The sequence below is a fragment of the Pantoea cypripedii genome, from assembly GCF_002095535.1.
Classification (GTDB): Bacteria; Pseudomonadota; Gammaproteobacteria; order Enterobacterales; family Enterobacteriaceae; genus Pantoea; species Pantoea cypripedii.
The window spans coordinates 1571177-1595041 of sequence record NZ_MLJI01000001.1 but is presented as its reverse complement, the minus strand read 5'-3'; the positions used below and the strand labels follow the sequence as shown (position 1 = coordinate 1595041).

Below are 23865 nucleotides of genomic sequence, written 5' to 3'. Positions count from 1 at the left end.
ATGCGCAAGGCAATGATTACGCTATTGATGCTGACCATCAGCCGTGCGGGTATCACCGCACCCGTTACTACTCCCATGACGCACGACACGACGATGAGCAACGCGACTCGCGTCTGGCTGGCGAAAACCGTCAATCAGGCGTTGGATTACAGCCCTGAAATCCGGGTTGCTGGCGCTGACAAACAAGCCGCCGACTTCGACATTGACCGGGTAAAAGGTGCGCGCTGGCCCCAGGTTCAGCTCGGCACGACGGCACCGATGGCCTCTTTTGGCCGTGGCAACCACACGGGGAATAATCATCTGGATGACAGCAGCCTCTCACTGAATGTCACCACCACGTTGTTTGACTGGGGGAAGAATCGCGAAAATATTGGCAGCGCCACACAGCAGGCTAACGCGGCAACGTACCAATATGATTATCAGCAACAACAGATTGCTTACAACACGCTGAGCCAACTTATCGAATTAAGTCGCTACCAGCAAAATCAGGAAATTACGCAAGCTTATGTGAAACGCATGCGCACCCTGGTCAATATGCTGGTGGAAATCACCCAAACTGATGCAGGAAGACACAGTGAGTTGGTGCAGGCAAGAGCAAAGCTGTTGGCGGCAGAAGCCAGCATGCAGCGGGTCACTGACCAGCGCAGACAAGCGGAGATCACACTGTTCCGTCTGACCGGAGAACACGTCAGTTTACCGGATAATTTCGACTGGACGATGCAACCCATTCCCACTTCACTGGTGATCAGTCGGGTAGATAAACACCCTTCATGGCTAAAGGCACAGGCAGAAGCTGAATCTGCGGTGCATGATGTGGCGGCAGCGGAAGCCAGCACGCTGCCACAGCTTAATTGGGTGATTGCTAAAAACACCGCCAAAGACAGTTATGGCAACCCTGGTCAGTGGTACACGGGACTGAATATTCAGTGGAATGCTTTCACCGGTGGAGCGGAAAAAGCCGCTATTCAGGCATCATCGGCGCGGGCATCGGCCAGGAAATCGCAGTTCGCCCAAACACGCATGGATATGGAGTATCAAATCCACAATCTCAGCCAAAACAGAGACGCTGCGGAGATACAAAGCCGCGAATACCAAAAACTCAGTCGGGAAACCGATAGGGTTAGCAAAATTTACTATGAGCAATGGTTACGGTTGGGAAAACGCACGTTACTTGATGTTTTAACCGCTGAAAATGATTGCTACAACAACCATATCGCGACGGTAAATGCCCGGCATGATGCCTATAGCGCTAACGTTAAGCTTGTAACCACTGCCAGTATGACCTTTGAGTGGTTTGGTTTGCGCGCAAATAAGGGCGGAAAATACTAAATCGTAAAGGGGGGAATGCCAGCTTTTCGTTCCTGGTAGCGAAAGTGAACCAGGCTGACATCCATGGGATCCAGAGATGTTATTCAGGGGCTCAGAAATGAAAAAAGCTTATCTAAACAATAGTTAATGTAGGGATTGAACTACACTTAGTATGATCATTCTGTTTACTCTTTGAGCCGATGCCGCCCGGCCTTAATGGGCGCTCAGGGTGAGAAGGTCGATTTCAGCAATTTCTATCTCGAAGACAAAGGGTTGAACCATGATTCAATCAGCCAGTGATATTCAAAAACGCAGCGACGAAAAACGCGGTATTAAGCCCAAAACCTATAAGCTCCCTTTGAGCACGATCGCACGGATAGAATCGCTCGCGAATCTGAAAGGGATTTCCCAGGGTGCAATTATTACGGCAGCCATTGATATTTATGACCAGTCGCTAAAAAGCTAACCACGGGCCGCCATTGTGCGGCCTTTTTGGCCATGCTGACGTCTCTCACCATGCCGTCAGCCACAGCGATAACTGATTTCTTCGCTGACTAACCTTTGGCCTTCTTCCGTCAGTCTTACCTCGTAATAACGCGTAATATCCGTTGGGTAAAAAACAAATTCCACCAGCCCATCCCGTATCAGGGGAGCCAGACTGCGACAATTAACCTCCCTGTGTTTATGGCTTCTGATATCGTGCCTGACTTCATACCCCATTGCTTTATCACCGCGTAACAGGAACTTCGTTCCCTTTTGCATGCGGTGCAGGACGATCATTTTCTCCTGAGAAATAATCATTGAGTTCCCCCGGCAAAAGTTGCACATAGCGGTCAATCATGTTTCCCAGCAATACCAGCACTCATATCACTGGTGTGAAACAGTGCGATGTGTGACACGTCATGGTCTTGTCGTGATGTGTAACAACATTGTTGCCGCATCTTCCGCAAAAAGGCCAGGCTAACCCCCCTCGAAATAGGCTGATAAATCATTAGGCGTTTTCCTGGTTTTTTGTCGATGTCAGTACACAGGGGGGTTGCCAGATGAGCTATTTTGCGAAGTCAGATCATTTGACAAACGTGATCATCGAATGTGATCGACTTGTTTCATGATGCTAGATTGTGCCCTGCCCGGTTCATTTCTTTCCTGACGTAATTTTGCAAAAGGAATTCTTATGACTGCACAACACACCATCCCCTCTGCAGGCCTGTATGTTTCAAAGCAAGACCCGTCTGTCAGACTGATTGTGACCGACGTTATTGTCGTTGATGAACAACAAGAGGATGCAGGTGATATTTTTTATCTTGTTTACGCCAATCATGACGATGATAAGGGCGATATGTATGAACCTGGGTATGAATTACTGCCGGAAGAATGGCAGGAATTCACCAAACTGAACCAACTGGAATTTATTCCTGAACGGGAAATGAGCATCGCTGAGTTGCGCCAGCTCCTGGATGGGAGCTAGAGCAGAGACCGTCAGTCAACGGCTCTCCGGCTGAACTGCCCCTCGAAAGTTGGACACCCAACGATCAGGGGTGGAGTGACCTCGTTACTATCACCCGCGATCAAAATCCATTCACTGACAGGTGAAAAGATAGGGTATACGCCATTGACGCATACTTTATCGGTGATAAAATCACCTCTGCTATACGCCATTGACGTACAAAGGATGTACTTAGATGCTATTTATTGAGACCCCTATTTTTACGGAAGATGTTAAGGATCTGCTGACTGATGATGAATACGCCGCGTTTCAACAGTTTATGGCAGATAATCCTGATTGGGGAGACGTCATTCCCCATACTGGTGGCCTGCGCAAAGTGCGCTGGTCTGCCAAAAGCAAAGGTAAACGCAGCGGTGTTCGGGTAATTTACTTTCACAAAGTGTCTGACTCGCATATCAGATTGCTACTTATCTATAAGAAAGGCGTTCAGGATGATTTATCCGTGGACGAAAAGCGTCAGTTACGGGCGTTTAACGAGGGCTGGTAATGGACCAAAAATTATTTGAGCGTCTGAAAGAAAGCATGACGCAAATGAATGAAATTATTGAAGGCTCCCGCGAACCTTCTCGTGAAACCACGGTTACCGCAGTTCAGGTTAAAGCTATTCGTACGGCAAGTGGCCTTTCTCAATCTGGTTTTGCGAAGCTGATTTCAGTCAGCGTTGACACGTTAAAAAACTGGGAGCAAGGCAGACGAGAACCTACCGGCCCAGCGAAAGCGCTATTACGCGCTATTGAACGTGATCCGCAACATGTCATTCCTGCACTTTCCCCCAAATCCTGACCCTGCGATGCGGAGTTTTCTTGATCTGCAAAATTGCAGGAGTTCCTGCGGTGGGTGGTCAGAAAAAGAGCAGCGAATATCAGGAAATCCCAAACAAAAAAACCGCCCTTGGGCGGTTACGACATTACTGCATATTGCTTTGATTTTATTCGGTTTTATCGGCAGATAAATATGGTGCCCGGGGCGGGACTTGAACCCGCACGACCTTACGATCGAGGGATTTTAAATCAGGCTTTATAGTTAATAATAACAATATGTTAGATTGACTTATCATAACAGCAGCACAAAAATGGCCTTTTTATAATCAGCAAGTTATGTGCTAAATGAATTCCATATTATGAAAATTTTACGTTGATACTAATTATCATTATCAAAGACATCATTACCACTGAGAGGGCTGTATGGGCTATATGATTCTTTTGGGTGCTGGAGCAAGTTTCGGTAGCGGTAGTGTTTTACCTTATGCTCCTCCTTTAGGAAACAGTCTTTTTACTAAGTTAGAAGAGCTGGGCAATACTGCTGCCAGTTTACCAAACGAATTGAAAGATCTTTTCAGAGAAAATTTTGAAAGTGGCATGGCTGCATACAATGAGTTCGCGAATGGGAATGTTATGTCTTTCCAACGAGAGCTGGCAGGTTATCTCGCAAGATTTAAACCGCTCCAAGGAAATCACTACATCAGATTAATAGAGTCACTAAACAATAGAAGATTTACATATTGCAGCTTAAACTATGATCTTTTATTTGAGCTATCAGCTAACTCATTAGGTTATGGTATCACCTACTCAAATCGGCTTGCACCAAGAAATATTAGATTATTAAAAATACATGGATCTTGTAACTTCTGGCCTGATTTGGGAAAATCCATTATCCGTGGGGTTTCTTTCTTTGGGTCTTTTAGCGCGGCTATTTCTGCTCAGGTTAAACCACTGAACCAATATCAATCCATATTGAAATCGACCACAGAAGACAGTATCGCACCAGCCATTGCCATGTATGCTGAAGGAAAAAAAGTTACAGTTTGCCCTGACTATGTTTCGGCTCAGCAAGAAATGTGGAACGAAAGTATAAATGAGACTTCAAAAATATTTATTATTGGCGTCAGAGTACATCAAGCAGATAAACACATTTGGCAAAATATTGGCGAATCAGAATCTGATATTTATTATTTCGGTGCGAGCAAAGCTGATGAAGAAGAGTTTGTTGCATGGAAAGATGCTTACCGTAAAAAAAATGCATATTTTAGACTTTGTCTTTTCCCCGAGGCAATAGATGCAATAATAAGTCTCACTCGCTGATAACACTTAATCATGGGGTGTCAGGGGTCGGAGGTTCAAATCCTCTCGTGCCGACCAAAATCTCCAAAGAAAGCAGCCTCTTACGGCTGCTTTTTTTTTGCCTCAATTTTGCGATGGTAAAACTATGGCAAAATGATGGTAAAACCCACCAGCTTTTGTGGCTCAAATTGGCGGCCCTACCCCGTCCCACGCACTGGTAGCTATTCACGTAATAATGCCGAACATTACCACAGACGTTAACCATTAACCTGATGAGTAAAAAGATGAAGTATACGAACTGATTCAGCTTAGGGAACCAGGTATACGCTATGCTTATGTGGCAACATTGAGTTGCATGACAGGGGGTTGCTTAAATGAGACGTTCATTAAATTGGCTAATAATCATCCTTGTGAATCTTTTCGCTTTGACCGGATGTTACCATCCAGATCGACCAATTGGCCCTGATGGGCGACCAAATGTGCCGACGGAACAATCAGTTCCGAACGGTCCAATGAGTAAAGGACCGGTTGGACAACCCCAGGCATGAATCATTACGAGCAAATTAAGCATGTGTCTTTCTTCATTATGGAGGGCATGTGTTCCTGCTAATTACATCCTTTTCTCAGAAGGTTTGCTGCATCTCTGGCAACCGCTTTTGCAGGCAGCTGTTTAGATAACGCAGCCATACGCTCAAGCTCATACAAAATATTGCTCTTGTTTATCGGCACACCTTTTGCCGTCAGTTCGATTACAGCCGCCCCTATGGCGCATCCAATCATTCCTGCTCGGTTCGATCTCATTTCATTCATCGTAGTAATTTGAAGGATTTGTTTGACTTAAGGTTAACAGTAGTTCGAAAACATAAAGTTTCAAATGCAGTTAACATTCTGAACTTACAGTTATTTTTTCATATTGCACATCAGGTTACGAATGGAGAACTTATGACTTTCACTTGTGCTTATTGAACTGTATGAATTCACAGTATATAAAATAACTGTTCATGCAACCAGTATCCAACTTGATAGTGGATATCGATACAGTTACCCGGGGGGAAATATGATAGTCGAAGTGATGGTGGCTAAAGAGAAAGCAGGGAAAATGCCGAAGGGTGCAGTGGAGGCGCTTAGGGAGGAACTCACTAAGCGCCTGAGTCGCAGTTATGATGATGTGAGCGTGGTGGTTAAGACCGCCAGCAATGACGGGCTGTCACTTTTGCGGGCGAAAGATAAGGAAGGCGACAGAGAAATAGTCTCAAAGGTGCTTCAGGATGCCTGGGAGTCGGCAGACGACTGGTTTCACGGGTGATGAATTCAAACCGTTAAGCTGCTGCCGCTACGCTCGCATAATCAGCATCTCGGATTAAACTTAACATTGATCATGATACACCTTTTGCCCGGGCAAACTTATCCCACTGCCCGGGCTTCTTTTCGGACTATACCTAACAAAAATTAATCAAATCGAGAAAATTTTATCATCGGTGTGAATGTGTACAAATGTTTCACTGTCGCTATTATAGAGATGCACTGCACACAGCAATTGTGGTGCGATGAGATTTTTCCCTGTTGGAGTATTTAAGCCTGCACACTCAGCAGGCATTTTTTTACATACATTATTACTGATGCATAAACTGATAAGGCGGAGTGTCTTTATATATGCCGCGAGGTGAGTTTATCTGCAAGCATTTGCCCGTGCTGTTCGGGAGCCGTAGCACGGGCTTTTTTATGGGCATGGACCATCCCACGCCCGGGTAACCACCCAGGTGACAACACCGATCACCACCACCTCTTCCAGCGGTTCACCCTCTATCGTGTCGCCGTCATCACAGATGATCGCAGTGGGGGCGAGTTTGCCGAGTTGCCGCATATCCCACGCTTCAAAATAAATCGTGTCGCCATGCCTCGGTCTGATTGAGGTGTCCACTACTACCAGGCCATCAGCAGTTTCCACTATGAGTACGCCTTCATAGTGAGCACCCATTATCTCGTTCCAGTCTAATCTCCCTTCCGCATAATCCTTTGCCGGAGACGGGAAGCCCATCAATAAGGCCCATTCTGGCTGTTCAACTTGAATTTCCTGTCTTCGCTGAAGTCTGGAGTGATGTCGATGAAATAGCTGATCTGATTCTCTATCCAGGCATTAGCGCGCTTCAGCGTCCAGTGATGGTTATGGCGCTCCAGCTCGGCAACGAAATCACCCGTTGTAACTGTTTTCTGGCCTCTCACATCCATCTTGATGCTCTGTCGAAAGGCGTTCTGTATGTCGCGGTAGCGTGGCATGGTGATCAACTCCCGATAATTACTGTATGCCCATACAGTATTATTGATCGACAGAATCGATCAAGTAGATCGTCAGATCTTTCTGAGAAGGGATTGTCAGGAAAGGAAATTTAAATGCGGAGAGAGTTGAACCTTTAGGGGGATAGCGGGTCATAAACTACATGGATAATCCCATGTAACGAATTTCGCCCGCTGATGCGGGCTTTTTTTTGCACACCAAACGGATGTTGCTAAACTCATATAGCGGCATGCCACACCGACATGCCGCAACCTGAATATCCATGGTAGAACTTGCCCGCGTTCTTCCAACCCAGAGCGCGGGCTTTTTTATGTCTTGTTACTTAAGGCGTGTATACAGGAAGGATCACTGGTTCTCACTGTAATCTGCCGTATCGCATAATGTCGGCAGCGTCCATGTACACTTTCTTACCAACGATTCCAGGCTCTGCCCGCCTGAACTGGTCCAGTTTTTCTGCAATAGTCTGCTCGGTTACCGGCCGTCCACTGAATTTCAAATCAACTGCTGCACGGCCTATCGCAGAAACCATCATACGCATTCTTTCTTCATCAATTTCCATATGCATTCCCGCTTATATCTCAGCCTGAATTGATTATTGCAGGGAAACATAGGTCAGGATTTTAGCTTTCCGTGCTGTATATTTTGAAAAAGTAAACTTATCAGAGTAATGATTTCTTGGTCATCAGTAATACCTCAACATTGCCCGCGCCTGAACCTATCTAGGGCGCGGGATTTTTTGTTGAAAATATGAACTGTTTTAGGTAAGTTTTCTCCGCCACTAAAAAAATGACATTATCTACACGACCTTTGCACAGGCTGGACTCAAGGCTGGCCTGTGCAATTTTTTCATCATGACCCGGTACCTTCCAGTGCAGTGAGCCGTTCCTGCAAAGCAGTAATAGCCTCGATCTGGTTTTCAATCAGCTGCTGCTGGGCCTGCACCGCCTGGGTCAATTTGGCGATAATAGCAATCTGGTCAAGGGTGTAATAACCGGTATTGTTAGGATCATTTTCAATATCGTAATCATCCGGCAAACCATCACCCTTAACGCATTCCGGGCTAAACTTAACCATGTCATTAGCGATAAAGCCAAGTCTTTCATCACTCTCGGGGATGATGCCCCTTGCCTTATACTTAAAGCTAGCAACCTTCCAGTTTTTGACTTGATCAAGCGCATCATCATTATTGTCGGCGTATACAGGCTCTGTTTTTAGCATCTTATCTGATGCAGCAACAAAGCTAATATTCCCTAAACCGGTATTTCCAACAAAACCGTATAATCCTGTTGCTGTTGTTACATAGTTCCAATAAAAGAAGAATGGAACATTAGAGTCTACTGCACCGCCTAATCCCGCCCTTGAGGCAATTCCCTGAACAACATCAAATACACCAGAACAGGATAACAAGTTATTTGAACTATTTATTAACCTGACGTTATAGTCGGTTGAACCACTTCCATAATGGAAGTCAATAAATGGTGTTGCACTAGAAAGTTCAATAGAGGAAAAGTAAGGAACCTGTGAAGTGCCAAGACTTAGATCGTTTCTGGCGGTTGCAGCTGTTCGTCCATTTAATAATGCTACCCAGGCATCAGACGCCGTTTTAGCTCCTGTACCACCCTGCGCAATGCTAAGGGCGGTGGTCAATCCTGTGAGCGATGTAATATCGCTGTTCGCACCTTTTGCCGCTTTACCTGCGAGCGTAGTTGTAATTCCGTTCCAGGCTGGCCCCGTATAGGTTGTACCGTCAGGTAGGGTAACGGTAACGTTGCCTGTGCCAGTGAAAATCTGTTGCCAGTTGGCTTTATCCAGATTCAGGCCACGAATCGCTTTTGCTACGTCAGCGGCCACCTGAGCAGTAATACCCACCAGCGCCGCATTAGGTACAGCTGTCCAGGCCAAGCCTGATGATGTTGGCCCGCCATAAGCTGTAATCAAAGTCAGGCTGGTAGCGGATTCAACGGACTTAACGCCCAGCGTATAAGTCACACCGCCGACAATAGCCACCAGAAAATCATTAGCGTTTAATTCAGACGCTAACGCTGTACCGCTTCCTGATACTGTTGCGGAATTGTTTGTCAGGGTAATAGTGCCTGCTGGCATATATTTTCTCCGGGCAAGAAAAAAAACCGGCGCAATGGCCGGGTTTCGATAATTTGGTTTTATCAGTTCGCTTTAAATATGACTTTTAGCGGTACGTCAGTTTCAGCATGCCCTTCTGGATACTTCCATCGTGCTATCTGATTTTGAACTGAGCGATTGAATACATACTTCGGTTGCATGCTGATAATACGGATATTTTCCGTCTTTCCCTGTGCATTCACGTCATAAAGCACATTGACCTCACCTTCTATGCGCAGGTTCTCAGCGCGTTTTGGATAGGTAATGATATTGTTAGCAAATGCCACTGTTGATAACACTATTGAAAACACAAAGATAATTATTCGCATATATCCTCCTGAGCTAGAGGTATAAAAGCGGCAATGGTCTTTCATTTCAATTCATAAAATAGATCTTAATGATCTAATTCTCTCATACTAGATTTGATAGAATCCCATAAGGAATGCGCAGTCCATAAGGTTTTAGGGTGTTAGCCCATGAAAGCTGTTTCTGGTTTACCCACTGGCATTGCAGTGTTCCATTGGTAAATCTAAAAAAGGGACCAGAAAAGCCAGTAACAGCACCATCATCTGATATATTTCCACCCGGAACTGAACTGACAAGAAGCCAAACGCTTGTGCCAATACTTTGCGAGTACACGCTGTTATCAAGGTCAAAATTAGCGGGTATATCGAAAAAACCTAAAATACGTGGGATTTTCGCAGCCATAACCGCAGACCATATCAATTCTCCAGACGCATTAAAAATATCCCTGTATCCGCTTTCCACTGGCATATCGCTGCGCGTTCGTGCCATCGAACCGGCATTTGCCGTCATCCAGTCCGGCCCAGTAAAAAACATCTTTGCATTATTATTCGGCTTAAACCATCTCAAATGGTCATCAAGGGCAACGCTGTTGGTTACATGACCCATATCAGTCGAGTCACCTAACTGGCAGGAAATATTGTAATAGCCAATGTCGGTTAATCCGGCATAGGCTACAGTGTCTTTGTAATAAGTACCTTTATAATCAGAATCAATTACAAGAGCACCCGAAGAGTTAAATACCTGATATCCACTCATAAAAACCCATACATATCCAGTGTGAGTGTAACGGCGGCAGTGTATGAAGAGAGTTTAAATACACGAAAGCCGCCGCTATAAGCCCGCGCAGCAAAATTAGCAGGAGTGAAATAAGATGTACTTGTTGCTGAGACAACGACGACAAATGATCCTGTATCCGTCATTCCGCTAAAAGAACCGGTGGCAATGTTTGAATTGGCGGGAATAGTGACGGTTGTCCTTCCAAGATATCGCGTATTGTAATCACCAATATCTACTATCAATTTGCCCGTTGCATCCCAGCATTGTAGTCCGCAGGGCATATAATCTCCTTACCAAAGTCCGTCTCTGATACGCAGCGTGCCATTTGCATCATAAACCTGCCTTAGCACGCCGGTATCTATTACACGACCGGAACCATTTGCCGCATTGCGTTCAAACGTTCCATCTTTCCCCAGTCGCCAGCCTGAAATCCCCGCAACATAGTTTGTTGACTGGATGTAAGCCCCGATCATCGCATTAGTAATGGTGCCGTCACCGATGAAAGTGGTGTCGATGATGGTTTGTCCATTCTGAATTGCGAAGAAGGTTTTAGGGGTTGCCCCTACCTGGCTCATCACTGCAAACCTGTCAGCCAGAAACAACACCTGTGTCTGCATGCCTGATGGTGAGTTTTCGACACCGATACCCATCCCGGCAGCGTACTGGCGTCCGTTGCTGTCTACCGCAACCTTGACAGAATACTGTGCGGAGAGTTTACCGTTGGTGTCAGCCAGCGCCGTTGATGTCTGCTGCACAGCGGCGGTGTTCGTATCGATGCTGGCCTGTACCTGCTCAAACTTCTGAGCATAGGCCTGGTCGTTGGTTGCAATCGTCTGCTTAACCGTGAGGATGTCAGCGCGGTTTTGTCCGTACAGCTGGAACTGATGATCAACTGTGGCATCACCGTCCAGGGCATTCTGGAGCATTCCTTCAATGTTAGTATCCACTTTCGATACCAGTTGCTTACCAGCATCGGTCTGTAATACCTGCTCGGTGATGTCACCCAACAACGCCGTCGCATCAACACTGCTTGCGCCGGTTACAAACTCCGTCCAGTCGCCCACATTCCCGATACGGTCCACCAGCCGGGCGCGATACCAGCGGCGCACGCCTGCGGGCATGGGACCATGCTGGTAACTGACGCCGGGATATGGCACGTAAGCCAGAAACAGCGGGTTCTGCCCGTCTGCTGTAGTGGCAACCTGCAATTCGGTGTAAGCCGTGTCGCCGGAGCCTTCCGGGAAGCCCCACTGAATATCGATAGCCCACACAACATCATCAGAGGCCAGAAGACTGACCGGCGTGCCGGGCTTGCCTACCTTGCCCGTCAGCGTGGTTGACTGCGCATAACCCCACGGAGACGATACATCGACCGCATTTACGGCACGCACGCGCACGTCATACACACCCGCGTAAATACCGGAAATGGTGAAGCCCTTCGCGCTCTGCTGGCCCACGTTAACCCAGTCGCCGTTATCCTTGCGCCATTGTGCGGTGTAGCTGATTGCGCTTGTCACGGCGTCCCACGTCACCTGCATGCAGGCAACGTTAAGCCCCTGCTCGACGTAATCCACCTGGGTGATGGTGATATTCTGTGGCGCAGTCATTACACCTGGTGGCGTCACGGTGATCGGTGCCGGGTCGATTTTCACGCCGTCATCAATGTAGCGGTATTTGTTCGGGTCATGCTGGACAGCAGCAATCGTAAAGGTGCCGTCATCGTTCGACGCAATCGAGGTTACGCGAAAATACTGAATTGCCAGATTATCACTGTCGATGGCCCATACCGCACCCGCTGCTGGCGTCATTCTGAATGCAGTGCTGACCGTTACCGTTTTCTTATCAGCGCTGACTGACGCAATGGTGCGGGTCTGTGCGGTGCCGTCTGGCAGGTTCAGCACCAGGCGATCACCTGCGGCATAATCCGCTTCGCGGTCCAGTTCGAAACTCAGGCTGTTAACGGTTCTGATGCGTCCACCGTTTTGTTTGCCCGCACGGAAAGGATCGGCAACGCCAATGATTTCAGCAGGCAATGGAATATAACCATCCAGACCCACGCCAAAAGATATCGTCCCGTCCTTCGCGTTTGACAGAATGGCCCAGCGCCCGCGTCGGTGCGCTTCACTCTGAGAGGTGCAGCCTATGGCCGTCAGCTGGGTTTCATTGACACCGTAACGCTGAACCAGATCAGGCTCATAAACACCTTCAACCGTGTCGGAGTAATGATTCTGCGGATCAGACCATGACACCTGACAGGAGGTGTAACGGTTTTTGTAGGAGCCACCAGCATACGTAAACAGGCCGTCAATCACATTTGAGGCGTGGTAAACAAAATCCACATCGTCCTGTGGTACGTCTGCTTTCACATAAATCTGGTCATTGCCCCAGAAGGTAATCCCGCGAAACACCGCCGCGATATCCTTCAGCACGGTGTACGCATCTTCCTGGCTCTGGATGTACACGTTACAGGTAAAACGTGGCTCCGTGCCGCCTGCGCCGTCTGACACCATCTCATCGCAATACTGCGCAATGGTGTACAACTCCCATTTATCAATCATGGTGGCGTCAACACGGTTGCCCATGCCGTAAATCTCATCGAGCACCAGATCGTAAAAAATCCACGCGGGATTGTCTGTCCAGGCCAGCTTAAAATCACCCGCCCATGTACCGCTATATGTGCGGGTTACCGGGTCATAGGTTGTCGGGACGCGTACCAGCTTCCCTTTCGGTTTACAGGTAATTTTCGGCGCGCTGCCGTTGAACTGGCTGGAGTCCAGCTCGATGTAAAGTAATGCGGTGTTCGGGTAGCGTAACTTGCTGTCGATGACTTCCGCGAAAGAGAACACTTTGAAGGCGTTAATCAGCTTCGTTGAAGTTGAATCAGCAGTGATACGCCGCACACGTACAGACCAGCCGGTTGTGGCTGCTGGCAGGTTGATACGGTGATCGCGCTGATATTCCGAAGTGGTTTTGCCGTCAAAGCTGCCGTTAACCACATTGACCCAGGCTGCGCCATCGGTTGAGAGATCGATAGCGTACTGCGTGACCGTACCCACCATATCGCCGTTATCTTTGTACAGATACTGCAAGGGCAGGCTCAGTTTTACGCGCACGGCATCCAGCGTCAGATCGGTAAACTGACGGGTCCACGGTGCAGTGGTCGTTATCTCAACGCCTACAGAGGACTCGTTATTGATTTCCGGCATGCCCTGGATGTAGGTCTGGTCCTGCGTGCCGTTGCGGTAATCCCATACAACGCCGGTAAAATTGTAGGTGCCGTCTTCGTTAGCCAGCTGGGTATCATTCAGGAAAATATTCTGTGCTGTCAGTTCGCCCTGTATTTCACCCTCAGCAATTGCCAGCAGCATTTTAATTTTGGCGACCGATAATAAGTCATCAGGCTCTTCAACAGGCGTGTGGGCGCTGCTGCTGCCCGCTTTCCTGCCCTGAATTAATCCACCGTCAAGAAGTCGCATATTTCACCCATAAAAAAAGCCACCCGGAGGTGGCTGGCTTGAATTCTGTTTTTTACTGCTGGTCGCTGGAGTAGATGCCCGCGCTGATAATAGGGCCGCCAATTTCCCGCGTGCCATATAACGGAGGAATGGGATAACCCATTGCGACAGTGTTAACGGGGGAGCCAAACGCATAATTTGGCGTGTTATCCGCGCTGGATGATGCGCCAACGTTATAGCTGGGCTGGGGTGTTAGCATGCTGATTACACCACCAAGCATCATGCTTACGCCCATTCCGCTCAGCATGACGGTCGCAACTGCGGCTGCACCTGTTGCCGCACCCGCCGCGCCGGTGAGCGTCGCGCCCCAGAGCGCCAGACTCCCGCCAGCTGTAAAATAGGCAGATACCAGCGCCACCGCTCCCACAACAACCTGGAGCACACCCGCCTGCTTGCTGCCTTCAATGATCTGCGCCATCCGGTACTCAGTTGCGCCGGATGACATATCAAATTCTTTCAGGCTGATATTTTTACCGCCGCTGTAGAAAGCAAAACTCACCCCACTGAGGTGCGCATTAGAGAGATATTTTTTGAATCCTTTAACCTGTGAACACATGGCGCGCAGCATTTCATTCAGGTCAGCTACGTGGAACTGATGCACCTTGCCGAATTTCTTCGCCAGACCACCGGTGAGGATCATTTTCTTAAGCACTGAATAACTCCTTATGCCGGACTATCCGCACGGTACGGTCACGGTAATATTTGCCGTAAGGCACGCGGGCGGAAAGGTTGCCAAAGGCGTGATGGAGGATGTTGTTATTGCCAAGATACACGGCAGCATGGTTGGTCACGGGTGCCCGTACCCGCATCATGATCACATCGCCGGGCTGCATGGCGGTTGCATCGACTTCCATGAAGCCCTCGCGCTGCCAGTTATCGTCGTAGCGGTTTTCGTTGCCGTCCACCCACCACTCGTAATCAACGGACCAGTTACCCAGCGTAATGCCGTGTTCCAGCCGGAAATAATCACGGACCAGCGACCAGCAGTCGGCATGTCCCAGTACCCAGCGCCGCCCGGCCAGCTCGCGATCGCCACGCGGGGAAATCGTGCAAAAATCCCCGTCAGGCCACGACATGATCCCCCACTCAACGCCGGAATGGTCACACTGAATGCGGTCAAGCTCAGACGGTATCAGCTGCACCACATCCGGGTGCGAGTGAACTACCATCAGAACCTCGCCCCGACTTTCCGCTTCAGCCATGTCATCAGGTGACAGCGTGAAATGCTCTTTGGGCGTATCGGAGATATTCCGGCAGCGGATGTATTCCTGTGACTGACCGTCCTGAATAATCACCCCGCATGCTTCATTCGGGTACTCTGCCGCGACGTGCTCACGTATGGCGTTCATGATTTTTTCACGCATGATTATTTGCCCTGAAGGTTTCCAGCGGGGAAGCCGCCGAATGGCATCGGGTTTTCAGAACCGAATCGCAACCGGCAGTCACTGAGCCGCCCGCCGCACACATCAAGGGAGGGATCAGCCGTTGGCGTGCCGTCTTTCAGAAAGTAATCCGTACCGTTGTAGTCGCAGCCGGTGCCCGTGCGATACCAGCCCCGCATGCACCAGGTGCATACCGGTGTGATCTGCCTGGAAGGGAGTTGCAGGCTCTGAAGGTCAAAAGGAGAACACAGTTCAAAATCAACCTGGCTGCGGGTTTCCTTCGATTTCTCATTCACATAAAACAGCTGAACGCGTTCATCTACCGGACTGGCATTAGGATTACCTGCCGTCCAGTTTGCCGCATCCAGGTATTTAAACAGCGTGGTGTGTATCTTTACCTTCGCTTTGACCAGATCGTCATACTGAAGGCATAGCGCCGTTACATAGTTTCCGACGTTGCCTACGGAAAGCGTTGGCGCTGGCTGTGACCCGGTGCTGCTCAGCTCCACCCCTTTCAGCTCGTAGGGGTGAGGATCATACTGATTGCCCTGCCAGATGATGGCCGGAAGATTTCCGGCAGCAAAAGCTGCCCAGCCTTCAGAAGAAATATTGAGGGCGTGAAATCTCAGGATGTCTGCCATGCCAAAACCGGTGCCATCAATCTCAATAAGCTGGACCAGCTGCCCCGGCTCCAGCTGCTGAATATCCGCTGTAAAGCTCATATTTAGCCCATAAAAAAAGGACGCCCGAGCGTCCTGTTAGTTATCTGCCCTGTCAGGGCGCGAATGCCTGTTCAAAAGTGAACGAAAGCGTGGCCTTTTTACCGGTAGGAAAGCTGACCGCTATAGAGTCAAACTTAACCCGGTAAAGATTCTTTTCTCCCCATGGGTTTATCCACCAGAATGACGAAATAACGTGGCTGCGCAGAAAATCGCGCAGTGCTGCCGCATCCGCCCGCGTCCCGGTCCAGTCGAGATTCCAGACTTCTGACGCCGTATTGATTCCATTCCCGGCTATCTGCTTATAGCCGTCCCCGAACTGCGCCTGAACGGTACTTACTGATTCCGTGCCCTGGGCAGATTTACGCGTTTTCCAGCTGAATGTATCTGTCACCATTAGCCCCTTTTATAGAGAATTCCGCCCGGACTAAGTTCTTTCCTGAGCCTGTCAGTAAGGAGAGTCTGGATAATACCCTGCAACTGATTAGCCGTATTGGTGGTGCTGGCCGTGTTGATACTGCCATCGCCGCCCTGCTGCCCAATCGTGACCGGCGCATAGACGCTGATACCGCCTCCCGAAGATGACGTCATCATGCTGCCACCCACCAGCCCGCCCGTTGCGTAACCCCGCATAAGACTGTAAAGATTGGAAACACCGAGTCGGCTGGTTGCCTCTTTGGTGAAAACAAACTCCCCACGGTGAACAACACCAGCTGGCTCGTATTTTCCACCCGGACCAGTAAATCCGCCCGAGTCGTACCCTGTGTAACTGGTCGGCAGACCCATAGCGCCGGTCCCGGATGCTGCCCCTGCTGAAGCTGCCGAACCCGTTGCTGCACTTCCTGTAATCCAGCCCATCGCCGCCTGAATGGCATAAGCCACCAGCAGGCGGTTAATAACCTCCACTATCATTTTCAGAATGGATGAGGTGAAGTTTTTAAAGCTGGCTTTACCGGTCGTTTCAAGGCTTGTCAGCTGATCCGCAAGACCAGAATAGGCCGACTGTGCGATCTGCTGAACGGAGGTGAAAACATTGCTGGCATCATCCTGGTATTCTGCCCAGCCTGCTTTTGCACCGGCCAGCCAGTCAGACCGTAATGCATCCTCTGCATCGTAGGTTTTCTGCTGCTCCTGGAGAACGCTCTGAAGTGCCTGGGGATTATAGGAATAGGCTTCCTGCAAACGCTGCATCGTTGCGGCGCGCTCGGCCTGCCGCTGCGATATACCCTGCTCCTGCGCGGCAATTTCTGCCCGTTTCGCTGACTGCTGCTGTGCAAACTTATTTGCCTGATCTGCAAGCGCGTTCAGGCGCTGCTGGGCGGCAACTTTATCGCCCAGGTCGGCAAGCTGCCGCTTGTACTCCAGCGTTTCATCCTTGTGTGCCAGCAGGGATTTTTCCTGTGCTGACAGCGATCTTGTCTGAGACGCCTGTTCAATCACACTGTATTGCGCTTCAGTCTGCCAGAGGTCCTTACGCTGCTGACTGATGACATCGTTAACACTGGTATGCTGCTTAAGCACATCCAGCTGGCTTTGCAGAGCAATCAGCTCACCCTGCGCGCTGTCAGAAGCCTGATCACCGGCTGAAACCTTTACGCCGGGTGTTTTGGGTGTCTTCGGGTCCTTGTACTTCTCCGCAATGCCTTTGCGAATCTGCGCAATTTCCTCATTGCTTAACGCCTGCCCGAGTTTACGCCGCTCCTCGATGTATTCGTTGAGTCGCGCCTCTTCCTGCGTGCGCTGTTCGGCTTTAGTCAGACCGGCATCGGCAAGGGTCTGGAAATGCTGCTGATTCAGCAGAGAGCTTTGCTGAAGTGTGGCCTGTTTCTGCTGCTCATCGGTTTTACGCTGCTCGGCATGCAGCTGATCGGTGAGTGATGCGACCTGCTGACGGGCAAGATCACGGGCATTTTCCAGCCCCACCCGCTGCTGACCCTGCGCACTGGAACTACGCAGCGCTTTATCCAGGTCGTAAAGTTTATCGGTAGCATCTGCCAGCTGTGACTGGAGGGACTGCGCGCGACCGATATCAAGCAGTGAATTCCACATGGATTTAAACGCACTGCCTACGGCTGCGGCAGCAGTTTCAAGAGACCCCATGTTGTTGCGGACGTTACCGGCCATTTCAGCAAATCCTGCTGATGCAACACCATTCGCATAATTCAGCGCGTCAGTGTATTTTCCCGCATCCTGAAGAGACTGGACGTAATCAAGCTGCTGAGCGGTAACATGGCCGTACTGCTGCGCCATTGCAGTAAGACCACTGGTCGGGTCGCTGGTAATTTTGCCGAATACTGCCGCCAGGTCTTCAACTTTGGTGCCAGTGGCCGCAGAAAGAGCAGAAATAGATGACGCAACGGACTGATATTGCGTACCGAGATTGGCTCCTGCTTTTGCCAGGGCATTCAGTGCATCAACACCCCCCGTAAAAGATGCGCCGCTTTTCTCCATCGTCTCGGCAATAAACAGCAGATTGTTCGCTGTCTGTCCGGCCCGGTAACCGGTAATCACCAGTGATTTGTTAAAGTCACTGGCGAGACTCTGACCTTTTAAATAGGCGTAGCCCAGCGTGCCCACCGCAGCGGCAAGTACACCAACACCGAGGGCTGTCGGGGTGATGGTGCTCAGTAACCCCGTGAACATCGGGCGCAGCCCGCCAAAAGAGTCCTTAATCTGCCCGCCCTGCTGCAACAGGATGAGCCAGGGACTCTGACCGCCCGCTAACTGTGTAGCGATATCCGTAAACTGTGCGGGCAGTGTGCGCATTGCGGCGCGATACTGTCCAAGTGAAATCCCTGCGCGCTGCGCGGCCAGCTCCTGACGGGTAAAAGCATTGACGGCCTGCTTCGTCGCGCTGTCCGAGTCCGTGCCGAAACCCTTAATCTGATTTCGGGCAATGGTCAGTTGCTCAGTAAATTTTGTGCTGTCTACATCAAGGCTGACGACAAGATCACCCACTGACTGGGCCATAGCGCACACCTCCGTGAACGCCCTCAGCGAGCGCCATCATTTTTTCATCGTGGTCCTCATCCGGCTCAGGTAATGCACGGGTTAAGGCAGGGGAAAGCAGGCTGAAGTGGCCGGGGGTCAGGTCATTTTCCCCGCAAGCAAGCGTGAAGACGGTAAGGTTAAGCGCGGCGAAATGCGCATCAAGAAGGGCATCAGAGAAATGATTTTCCTGGTAAAATTCGTGCCATTGCTCCAGCTCACTGGACGTCATACCGGCGAGCATTGCACGCCAGTCAGGCCGGTGAAACTCCCTTGCCAGCTTCATCACAAATTTCTGCTCGCGGGTCAGGACTTTTGCAGGGATTCCGGCTCGGCCTCTTCCTCTGCGGTATCCTCTGCTGCTTCCTCATCGGAGGTGACAGGCTTGATCATGCCCGACAGCAGCTTTACCTGCGTATCAGCTTTTCCGATTGCCTCTACGGGCCATGTCTCAAGCACCTGCTGATGCAGATCATCAACGGAGAGCGTTTTATCGGTGCCATGCCAGAGCGACATGGCAACCAGACGCGCACCGGCGCGAATGTTCACCCCGACCAGACCTGCGGCTTTCACCTCTTCCGGCTCATTTTCAGACACAGACTTCTGCGCCCTCTCTTCTCTGGCAAGGTATTCAAGCATCTCAATGCGTTGCAGAGCGGAAAGCTCAGAAACCGTTACTGACTCACCGTTAAAGGTGAACTCTTCCTTCTTCAGAAACATGAAACCTCCTTATGAGCCGGATTCAGCCAGCTGTGTTTCAGCCAGGGACGGGCGACCGCTGTTAGTCACTTTTACGGTACGGGTAATGATTTCTTTGGCCGGTACGGCTTTACCCAGGCTGCTCACCCAGGCACGGAATACATCTACCGTGCCATTGGGATAGCGGATTTTGTAACCCCGCACATCACCGGAGTAAAACCAGTTAACGAGGTCCTGTTGCCCCGTTTCACCGGGTTTCCATGCCAGTGTGAATGAGGTATCACCGGATGATTTTGCCCCCTGCGCTGTTGCGTTCCAGTCCGCATCATCATCATCCAGGTAGGTATCATCATAGGAATCTGCCGTCATTTCTCCCGGCGTCAGGTCCTTGATTTTCGCCAGGCGCGTCCAGTCAGTATCCTCAAGGGGATTCGCATACGGGTCACCGTCGCCGCTGTAAATCCATAGGGTGGTCCCGGCACCTTTGACCGGATCAGTAGTAGATGTAGTAGGCATGCTATCCTCACAGGTAATACGTCAGTGTGTGACGCAGGTCAGCAGACCCCCACGTCGCCATTTCGTCATCGCGCTGGTAGTCGTACCCTTCCGCAACAACCGTTTCAGCCAGTGCCGACAGCGCGGGCATATCAGCAAAAGCAGGGTAAATATTGTTTTCAACCCAGCTATCCAGCTCGGAATCAGGGCTGGACGCCTTCAGGAACACCTCCACATGCAGAACGGCCTGCCATTCATCGGCGTCAAGTACGCTGCCGGTAGGCTGTGCATCTGTCAGGTAAACCGCCACGGCAGGTAATTCATCAGCATTAAGGGTTGCTGGTCGCCCGTCATACCAGCGTACTGATGCGTCAGTGATAGCCGTATTCAGTGAATCAATAACGGCCTTTCGGATAAGAATGTGCTTATTCATCGCTTGATGATTATCCTGAACTGATTTTTAAGGGCTGCGGCCATTTCCTTTGGCATATCCGTATCCATCAGCTTCGGAAGCTGGTCCTTAAAAGCTGTGGTGAGAGGAACGGACATCGGAATCTTGACCACTTCAACCGGATAACGGGTTTTCCCCGTCCTTCGCAGAACGTGCCAGCGCCCGTTTGCCAGCCGCTGAATAAACGCTCCCGGAAAATCGAATTTCCCGATTTTCAGCACGCTATCAGCGCCGCGCGTGCGCCCGATACGGCGGGAAAGCTGCACACGAGCCAGGCCCAGCTTGATGGCAGGCAAATCGCCACGGTTAACCCGCAGGGTAGCCACCGGGTTATTCACGGAGGCTTTTTTCAGCTTAGATCGCTGCATAACCAGCTTTCGCTGCACGCGGGTGTCACGCGAAACAACGGAGCTACTTCGCCCTATGGCCCGAACGGCCACGCGGTTAACGGCCTGAGATGAAGCGCGCGGAACGGCAGTCTTACTGATGCTGTTCAGGTTAGCTATCGCCTGCTCCAGTCCTTTTATGCTCATCAGCTACTCCAGCCAGATTTGTGACTTTCCATTAAATACAGCGTGACGTGTCACGCTGTATTCATTGCCCTGATAGATAACGCTGTCACCTGTTCTGGCCCGGTATACCGCGTCAAAAACCACCAGCGACAGCCCGTCACCGCTCAGTGCGCCCATTTCAGCCAGGAAATGACTTTCAACGACTGTCACCTCCTGGCCGCTGATAGCCGCAACCCGGCCAAACCGTCTGGCCGTCACGTCATCCATGCGTGCGGCCATCCGGTCAAACAGATTAGCCGCCACTTGCCGCCGCAGCCGGTGCTGCGCCTGCATTGATCTTCACATTCACCACCGTGGTGCCAGCTACCGCACTTTCCCAGGCAATACCGGCAAAGGTGCCATCCACTGCGCTGGCCTGCGCAGTGCCATTACTGACATACACCGCTGCACCTTGTGTGAACGCATCCGCACTGACTTTCGGCAGCTGGAAAACGCCCTCCGTGAAGCCGTCGCCCGTGTCCTGCTCCGCAATATCGGTGATGGCGATCGCCACAATATTGCCGACCACCACAAGATCACCGCTGGCAATCACTTCTGAACCTGAGTTAAGCAAGGGAATAGTGTTACCGTTCTGTACGAAATTCTTAGCCATCTTCTTTCTCCATCCGGCCCGGAAGCCGGATTTCAGGTATAAAAAAAGCCCTTACGGGCGGTTAACTGCTGGTTGACTATCAGGAACCCTGATCTCCGTCAGATTTGACCAGACCACGATAATCAAGCGGGGCCACACCGGCATCAATGCGCACTTTCGTGGCGATGCCGTCCGTGTTAAACCCTTCCATCTGGTCGATGTAAGGCGCATCCACACCGTTAAGGTAAGCAACCTCAATAGTGTCCATACCTTGGGCTGCTGACAGATACCATTTGGATGCGCTGTCATCGTCAAGTCGCGGCTCAGCAATGATGCTGGCGAAGTTCTGGATCGGGTTGATGACACCGGCGTTAACATCCGCACCTTTTACGCTGGCAGATTTCACCGTCTGGTTAGCGAGGGTTTCCAGTGCGGTCGGTACCAGCAGGAATGCCGGACGGATATTCAGGGTACGCTTGGAAGTGCCATCTTTATGGCGGCGCATCAGCTGACGGGCGGCGTCAAGTCCGGTCACATCGATACCACCTCTGGCGAGGTTGCCGTGATCGGCGCTGAACAGTGCTTTACCATCAGACATTTTCGGATTACCGGTCAGAATGGCGTACACCAGATCGCCGATGGTCGCTTTTGCGGCGCGGCCCATCTTCAGCGGAACATCGGTCAGCTGGTTCAGATCGTCATTGATGATTGCCTGGCGGGTAATGGAGAAGATTTCGCCGTAAGTCGCCAGTGCGATGGTTTCACCCTTATCACCCGTGGTGACATATTTGTATTCTGCACCTTCACGCACCTGACGCAGTGACGGGAAGCCACCCAGGCCAACGCGATGCGCCGTTTTGAAGTCCGACAGCTGCCCTTTTTTGGTCCACTCTTCAAACGTTTCCGGCGCATCATCCCAGCCCATCAGGATGGATTTATTCGCCACATCCAGCAGAATATTGCCGAAATCAGAGGTGCCGTGCGTCAGTGCCAGCCCCACCATCTGCATCGGGTTGTACGACGCAACACCAATCCCGCGCTCAGTCAGTGACATACGGGCATATTCACGCATGGACATGGCATTGAACGGGTTTTCACTGTCGCGGCTTTCATAGCCAGCACGCGCCATCAGTGCCTGACGGATATTGTCACCGGTAAAATTACCGTTGCTCGCATGAATGTGTGTAGCGGCTGCGCTGCGGTTGGTCGGCGTAGCTTCTTTACCCAGCGCGGCCAGCAGTTTATCTTTTGCCTGATCAACAGAACAGTCGATATCTTCCAGGCATTGGGTCTGCAATTCCTGGTGGCGACCACCAAAGCTGGCAAACAGGTTTCGGATACCTTCCGCACGCTGGCGCTGCTCGGCATGAATCTGCGCACGGATGGCTGCTTCATCAGGTGCTGCAACCGGCAAGGCTTGTGATACCGGTGCAGTGGGCTGTGGTGCTGACTGCTGATTGGTCGGGGTAGTCGCTTTCGGGGCAGTATTCAGCAGGTTTTTAAGAGAACGTGGCATAGCTTCGAATTCCTCAATACGTTTGGAGTTAATGCGGGCCATCGCCTGCACTGCGGGGGTTAACTGATCGGCAAAGCCGTGTTCAATGCATTCCTGCGCGGTCATCCAGGTTTCTTCACCCAGCATTCCGGCCAGTTCTTCAGTGGTTTTGCCGGTTTTTTTGGCATAAGACGGGATGAGCACTGCTTCCACCTTATCCAGCAGGTCGGCGTAATCACGCATATCGTTGGCATCACCACCGGTAATTCCCCAGGGCTTATGGATCATCATCATGGCGTTTTCAGGCATGATGATGGGGTTGCCGACCATTGCAATCACGGACGCCATCGAAGCGGCAATGCCATCGATGTAAACCGTTTTGGTGGCTGAATGGGCATTCAGCAGGTTGTAAATGGCAATGCCGTCGAACACATCGCCGCCTGGAGAGTGAATATGGAGATTGATGTGATCAATGTCGCCGAGCGCCTTCAGGCTGGCGGCAAACGACTGGGCAGTGACGCCCCAGTACCCAATCTCATCGTAGATATAAATATCCGCTGCACTCTCACCGCTGGCTTTCATGCGAAACCAGCTGTGATCACC

General features: G+C 50.6%; 28 protein-coding genes and 1 pseudogene. 7 read left to right on the top strand and 22 right to left on the bottom strand.

The window, feature by feature from the left end; all coding sequences use genetic code 11:
* Both HA50_RS07425 and HA50_RS07420 read left to right on the top strand, forming a co-directional pair.
* Complete coding sequence (locus HA50_RS07425; protein ID WP_084873823.1) at positions 1 to 1329, top strand: TolC family protein; 1329 nt, start codon at positions 1 to 3, stop codon at positions 1327 to 1329.
* Positions 1330 to 1588: 259 nt separating this feature from the next.
* Positions 1589 to 1774, top strand: coding sequence for a ribbon-helix-helix protein, CopG family (locus HA50_RS07420; protein WP_084873822.1), 186 nt, complete (start codon positions 1589 to 1591; stop codon positions 1772 to 1774).
* A gap of 56 nt (positions 1775 to 1830) precedes the next feature.
* Here the strand turns inward: HA50_RS07420 and HA50_RS07415 are convergent, their stop codons facing one another.
* Positions 1831 to 2109 carry a hypothetical protein gene (locus tag HA50_RS07415; protein ID WP_084873821.1) on the bottom strand — a complete coding sequence of 93 codons (279 nt, stop codon included), beginning with the start codon at positions 2107 to 2109 and terminating at the stop codon, positions 1831 to 1833.
* A 373-nt stretch (positions 2110 to 2482) separates the two neighbouring features.
* Between HA50_RS07415 and HA50_RS07410 the strand changes: the two genes are divergently transcribed.
* From HA50_RS07410 to HA50_RS07385, 5 genes are all read left to right on the top strand, one after another.
* Positions 2483 to 2776 (top strand): DUF8087 domain-containing protein, encoded by a 294-nt coding sequence (locus HA50_RS07410; protein WP_084873820.1) that lies wholly within the window; start codon positions 2483 to 2485, stop codon positions 2774 to 2776.
* A 214-nt stretch (positions 2777 to 2990) separates the two neighbouring features.
* Entirely contained in the window at positions 2991 to 3302 is a 312-nt protein-coding gene (locus HA50_RS07405) for a toxin HigB-2 (RefSeq protein WP_084873819.1), read from the top strand.
* A complete protein-coding gene (gene nadS, locus HA50_RS07400; RefSeq protein WP_084873818.1) occupies positions 3302 to 3598 on the top strand; it encodes a NadS family protein in 297 nt (98 codons plus the stop codon). The genes HA50_RS07405 and nadS overlap by 1 nt, the downstream gene beginning before the upstream one ends.
* Positions 3599 to 3999: 401 nt before the next feature.
* A complete protein-coding gene (locus HA50_RS07395; protein ID WP_084873817.1) occupies positions 4000 to 4896 on the top strand; it encodes a hypothetical protein in 897 nt (298 codons plus the stop codon).
* Positions 4897 to 5932: 1036 nt separating this feature from the next.
* On the top strand, positions 5933 to 6181 hold the full coding sequence (locus HA50_RS07385) for a DinI-like family protein (protein ID WP_084873816.1): 249 nt from the start codon (positions 5933 to 5935) through the stop codon (positions 6179 to 6181).
* A 414-nt stretch (positions 6182 to 6595) separates the two neighbouring features.
* Here the strand turns inward: HA50_RS07385 and HA50_RS07380 are convergent, their stop codons facing one another.
* The 21 genes and pseudogenes from HA50_RS07380 to HA50_RS07290 all read right to left on the bottom strand — a co-directional run bounded on the left by HA50_RS07380 (position 6596) and on the right by HA50_RS07290 (position 23844).
* Complete coding sequence (locus HA50_RS07380; protein WP_244193565.1) at positions 6596 to 6853, bottom strand: hypothetical protein; 258 nt, start codon at positions 6851 to 6853, stop codon at positions 6596 to 6598.
* A gap of 59 nt (positions 6854 to 6912) precedes the next feature.
* Complete coding sequence (locus HA50_RS07375; protein WP_084873814.1) at positions 6913 to 7152, bottom strand: hypothetical protein; 240 nt, start codon at positions 7150 to 7152, stop codon at positions 6913 to 6915.
* Between the two features lie 374 nt (positions 7153 to 7526).
* A complete protein-coding gene (locus tag HA50_RS07370) occupies positions 7527 to 7730 on the bottom strand; it encodes a hypothetical protein (RefSeq protein WP_084873813.1) in 204 nt (67 codons plus the stop codon).
* Positions 7731 to 8020: 290 nt separating this feature from the next.
* Complete coding sequence (locus HA50_RS07365) at positions 8021 to 9274, bottom strand: tail fiber domain-containing protein (protein ID WP_084873812.1); 1254 nt, start codon at positions 9272 to 9274, stop codon at positions 8021 to 8023.
* 62 nt (positions 9275 to 9336) lie between these two features.
* Complete coding sequence (locus HA50_RS07360) at positions 9337 to 9621, bottom strand: TonB family protein (RefSeq protein WP_244193564.1); 285 nt, start codon at positions 9619 to 9621, stop codon at positions 9337 to 9339.
* 82 nt (positions 9622 to 9703) lie between these two features.
* Positions 9704 to 10354 carry a hypothetical protein gene (locus HA50_RS07355; RefSeq protein ID WP_084873810.1) on the bottom strand — a complete coding sequence of 217 codons (651 nt, stop codon included), beginning with the start codon at positions 10352 to 10354 and terminating at the stop codon, positions 9704 to 9706.
* Complete coding sequence (locus HA50_RS31005) at positions 10351 to 10656, bottom strand: hypothetical protein (RefSeq protein WP_139810906.1); 306 nt, start codon at positions 10654 to 10656, stop codon at positions 10351 to 10353. Before HA50_RS31005 ends, HA50_RS07355 begins: the two co-directional genes overlap by 4 nt.
* Before the next feature lie 9 nt (positions 10657 to 10665).
* The gene (locus tag HA50_RS07350) at positions 10666 to 13851 is read right to left on the bottom strand and encodes a TipJ family phage tail tip protein (RefSeq protein WP_084873809.1); all 3186 of its coding nucleotides are present in this window, start codon (positions 13849 to 13851) and stop codon (positions 10666 to 10668) included.
* Between the two features lie 52 nt (positions 13852 to 13903).
* Positions 13904 to 14542, bottom strand: coding sequence for a tail assembly protein (locus HA50_RS07345; RefSeq protein WP_084873808.1), 639 nt, complete (start codon positions 14540 to 14542; stop codon positions 13904 to 13906).
* Positions 14535 to 15254: a C40 family peptidase gene (locus HA50_RS07340; protein ID WP_084873807.1), complete on the bottom strand. Its 720-nt coding sequence runs from the start codon at positions 15252 to 15254 to the stop codon at positions 14535 to 14537. The genes HA50_RS07345 and HA50_RS07340 overlap by 8 nt, the downstream gene beginning before the upstream one ends.
* A gap of 2 nt (positions 15255 to 15256) precedes the next feature.
* On the bottom strand, positions 15257 to 15994 hold the full coding sequence (locus HA50_RS07335) for a phage minor tail protein L (protein WP_084873806.1): 738 nt from the start codon (positions 15992 to 15994) through the stop codon (positions 15257 to 15259).
* A 52-nt stretch (positions 15995 to 16046) separates the two neighbouring features.
* On the bottom strand, positions 16047 to 16388 hold the full coding sequence (locus HA50_RS07330; protein WP_167379238.1) for a phage tail protein: 342 nt from the start codon (positions 16386 to 16388) through the stop codon (positions 16047 to 16049).
* Positions 16388 to 18961, bottom strand: a complete 2574-nt coding sequence (locus HA50_RS07325; protein ID WP_084873805.1) for a phage tail tape measure protein — start codon at positions 18959 to 18961, stop codon at positions 16388 to 16390. Before HA50_RS07325 ends, HA50_RS07330 begins: the two co-directional genes overlap by 1 nt.
* Positions 18942 to 19265 (bottom strand): phage tail assembly protein T, encoded by a 324-nt coding sequence (locus HA50_RS07320; RefSeq protein WP_084873804.1) that lies wholly within the window; start codon positions 19263 to 19265, stop codon positions 18942 to 18944. Before HA50_RS07320 ends, HA50_RS07325 begins: the two co-directional genes overlap by 20 nt.
* Before the next feature lie 20 nt (positions 19266 to 19285).
* Positions 19286 to 19699 (bottom strand): phage tail assembly chaperone G, encoded by a 414-nt coding sequence (gpG, locus tag HA50_RS31000; RefSeq protein ID WP_139810905.1) that lies wholly within the window; start codon positions 19697 to 19699, stop codon positions 19286 to 19288.
* Between the two features lie 36 nt (positions 19700 to 19735).
* A pseudogene (locus tag HA50_RS30995) lies at positions 19736 to 20194 on the bottom strand (phage tail tube protein); the annotation flags it as partial.
* Positions 20195 to 20201: 7 nt separating this feature from the next.
* Complete coding sequence (gene gpU / locus HA50_RS07310) at positions 20202 to 20606, bottom strand: phage tail terminator protein (RefSeq protein WP_084873803.1); 405 nt, start codon at positions 20604 to 20606, stop codon at positions 20202 to 20204.
* Positions 20603 to 21157, bottom strand: a complete 555-nt coding sequence (locus HA50_RS07305) for a phage tail protein (RefSeq protein WP_084873802.1) — start codon at positions 21155 to 21157, stop codon at positions 20603 to 20605. Before HA50_RS07305 ends, gpU begins: the two co-directional genes overlap by 4 nt.
* Positions 21158 to 21160: 3 nt before the next feature.
* Positions 21161 to 21439 (bottom strand): hypothetical protein, encoded by a 279-nt coding sequence (locus tag HA50_RS07300; protein ID WP_420851458.1) that lies wholly within the window; start codon positions 21437 to 21439, stop codon positions 21161 to 21163.
* The gene (locus tag HA50_RS07295; protein ID WP_084873800.1) at positions 21429 to 21788 is read right to left on the bottom strand and encodes a DUF2190 family protein; all 360 of its coding nucleotides are present in this window, start codon (positions 21786 to 21788) and stop codon (positions 21429 to 21431) included. The genes HA50_RS07300 and HA50_RS07295 overlap by 11 nt, the downstream gene beginning before the upstream one ends.
* A gap of 79 nt (positions 21789 to 21867) precedes the next feature.
* On the bottom strand, positions 21868 to 23844 hold the full coding sequence (locus HA50_RS07290) for a ClpP-like prohead protease/major capsid protein fusion protein (RefSeq protein WP_244193608.1): 1977 nt from the start codon (positions 23842 to 23844) through the stop codon (positions 21868 to 21870).
* Between the last annotated feature and the right edge of the window lie 21 nt (positions 23845 to 23865).

What these genes read in the sequence shown, in the direction of transcription:
- HA50_RS07425 (WP_084873823.1), top strand. Translation starts at nt 1, where the DNA reads ATGCGCAAGGCAATGATTACGCTATTGATGCTGACCATCAGCCGTGCG.
- HA50_RS07420 (WP_084873822.1), top strand. Translation starts at nt 1,589, where the DNA reads ATGATTCAATCAGCCAGTGATATTCAAAAACGCAGCGACGAAAAACGC.
- HA50_RS07415 (WP_084873821.1), bottom strand. Translation starts at nt 2,109, where the DNA reads ATGATTATTTCTCAGGAGAAAATGATCGTCCTGCACCGCATGCAAAAG.
- HA50_RS07410 (WP_084873820.1), top strand. Translation starts at nt 2,483, where the DNA reads ATGACTGCACAACACACCATCCCCTCTGCAGGCCTGTATGTTTCAAAG.
- HA50_RS07405 (WP_084873819.1), top strand. Translation starts at nt 2,991, where the DNA reads ATGCTATTTATTGAGACCCCTATTTTTACGGAAGATGTTAAGGATCTG.
- nadS (WP_084873818.1), top strand. Translation starts at nt 3,302, where the DNA reads ATGGACCAAAAATTATTTGAGCGTCTGAAAGAAAGCATGACGCAAATG.
- HA50_RS07395 (WP_084873817.1), top strand. Translation starts at nt 4,000, where the DNA reads ATGGGCTATATGATTCTTTTGGGTGCTGGAGCAAGTTTCGGTAGCGGT.
- HA50_RS07385 (WP_084873816.1), top strand. Translation starts at nt 5,933, where the DNA reads ATGATAGTCGAAGTGATGGTGGCTAAAGAGAAAGCAGGGAAAATGCCG.
- HA50_RS07380 (WP_244193565.1), bottom strand. Translation starts at nt 6,853, where the DNA reads ATGGGTGCTCACTATGAAGGCGTACTCATAGTGGAAACTGCTGATGGC.
- HA50_RS07375 (WP_084873814.1), bottom strand. Translation starts at nt 7,152, where the DNA reads ATGCCACGCTACCGCGACATACAGAACGCCTTTCGACAGAGCATCAAG.
- HA50_RS07370 (WP_084873813.1), bottom strand. Translation starts at nt 7,730, where the DNA reads ATGGAAATTGATGAAGAAAGAATGCGTATGATGGTTTCTGCGATAGGC.
- HA50_RS07365 (WP_084873812.1), bottom strand. Translation starts at nt 9,274, where the DNA reads ATGCCAGCAGGCACTATTACCCTGACAAACAATTCCGCAACAGTATCA.
- HA50_RS07360 (WP_244193564.1), bottom strand. Translation starts at nt 9,621, where the DNA reads ATGCGAATAATTATCTTTGTGTTTTCAATAGTGTTATCAACAGTGGCA.
- HA50_RS07355 (WP_084873810.1), bottom strand. Translation starts at nt 10,354, where the DNA reads ATGAGTGGATATCAGGTATTTAACTCTTCGGGTGCTCTTGTAATTGAT.
- HA50_RS31005 (WP_139810906.1), bottom strand. Translation starts at nt 10,656, where the DNA reads ATGCCCTGCGGACTACAATGCTGGGATGCAACGGGCAAATTGATAGTA.
- HA50_RS07350 (WP_084873809.1), bottom strand. Translation starts at nt 13,851, where the DNA reads ATGCGACTTCTTGACGGTGGATTAATTCAGGGCAGGAAAGCGGGCAGC.
- HA50_RS07340 (WP_084873807.1), bottom strand. Translation starts at nt 15,254, where the DNA reads ATGCGTGAAAAAATCATGAACGCCATACGTGAGCACGTCGCGGCAGAG.
- HA50_RS07335 (WP_084873806.1), bottom strand. Translation starts at nt 15,994, where the DNA reads ATGAGCTTTACAGCGGATATTCAGCAGCTGGAGCCGGGGCAGCTGGTC.
- HA50_RS07330 (WP_167379238.1), bottom strand. Translation starts at nt 16,388, where the DNA reads ATGGTGACAGATACATTCAGCTGGAAAACGCGTAAATCTGCCCAGGGC.
- HA50_RS07325 (WP_084873805.1), bottom strand. Translation starts at nt 18,961, where the DNA reads ATGGCCCAGTCAGTGGGTGATCTTGTCGTCAGCCTTGATGTAGACAGC.
- HA50_RS07320 (WP_084873804.1), bottom strand. Translation starts at nt 19,265, where the DNA reads ATGAAGCTGGCAAGGGAGTTTCACCGGCCTGACTGGCGTGCAATGCTC.
- gpG (WP_139810905.1), bottom strand. Translation starts at nt 19,699, where the DNA reads ATGTTTCTGAAGAAGGAAGAGTTCACCTTTAACGGTGAGTCAGTAACG.
- gpU (WP_084873803.1), bottom strand. Translation starts at nt 20,606, where the DNA reads ATGAATAAGCACATTCTTATCCGAAAGGCCGTTATTGATTCACTGAAT.
- HA50_RS07305 (WP_084873802.1), bottom strand. Translation starts at nt 21,157, where the DNA reads ATGAGCATAAAAGGACTGGAGCAGGCGATAGCTAACCTGAACAGCATC.
- HA50_RS07295 (WP_084873800.1), bottom strand. Translation starts at nt 21,788, where the DNA reads ATGGCTAAGAATTTCGTACAGAACGGTAACACTATTCCCTTGCTTAAC.
- HA50_RS07290 (WP_244193608.1), bottom strand. Translation starts at nt 23,844, where the DNA reads ATGAAAGCCAGCGGTGAGAGTGCAGCGGATATTTATATCTACGATGAG.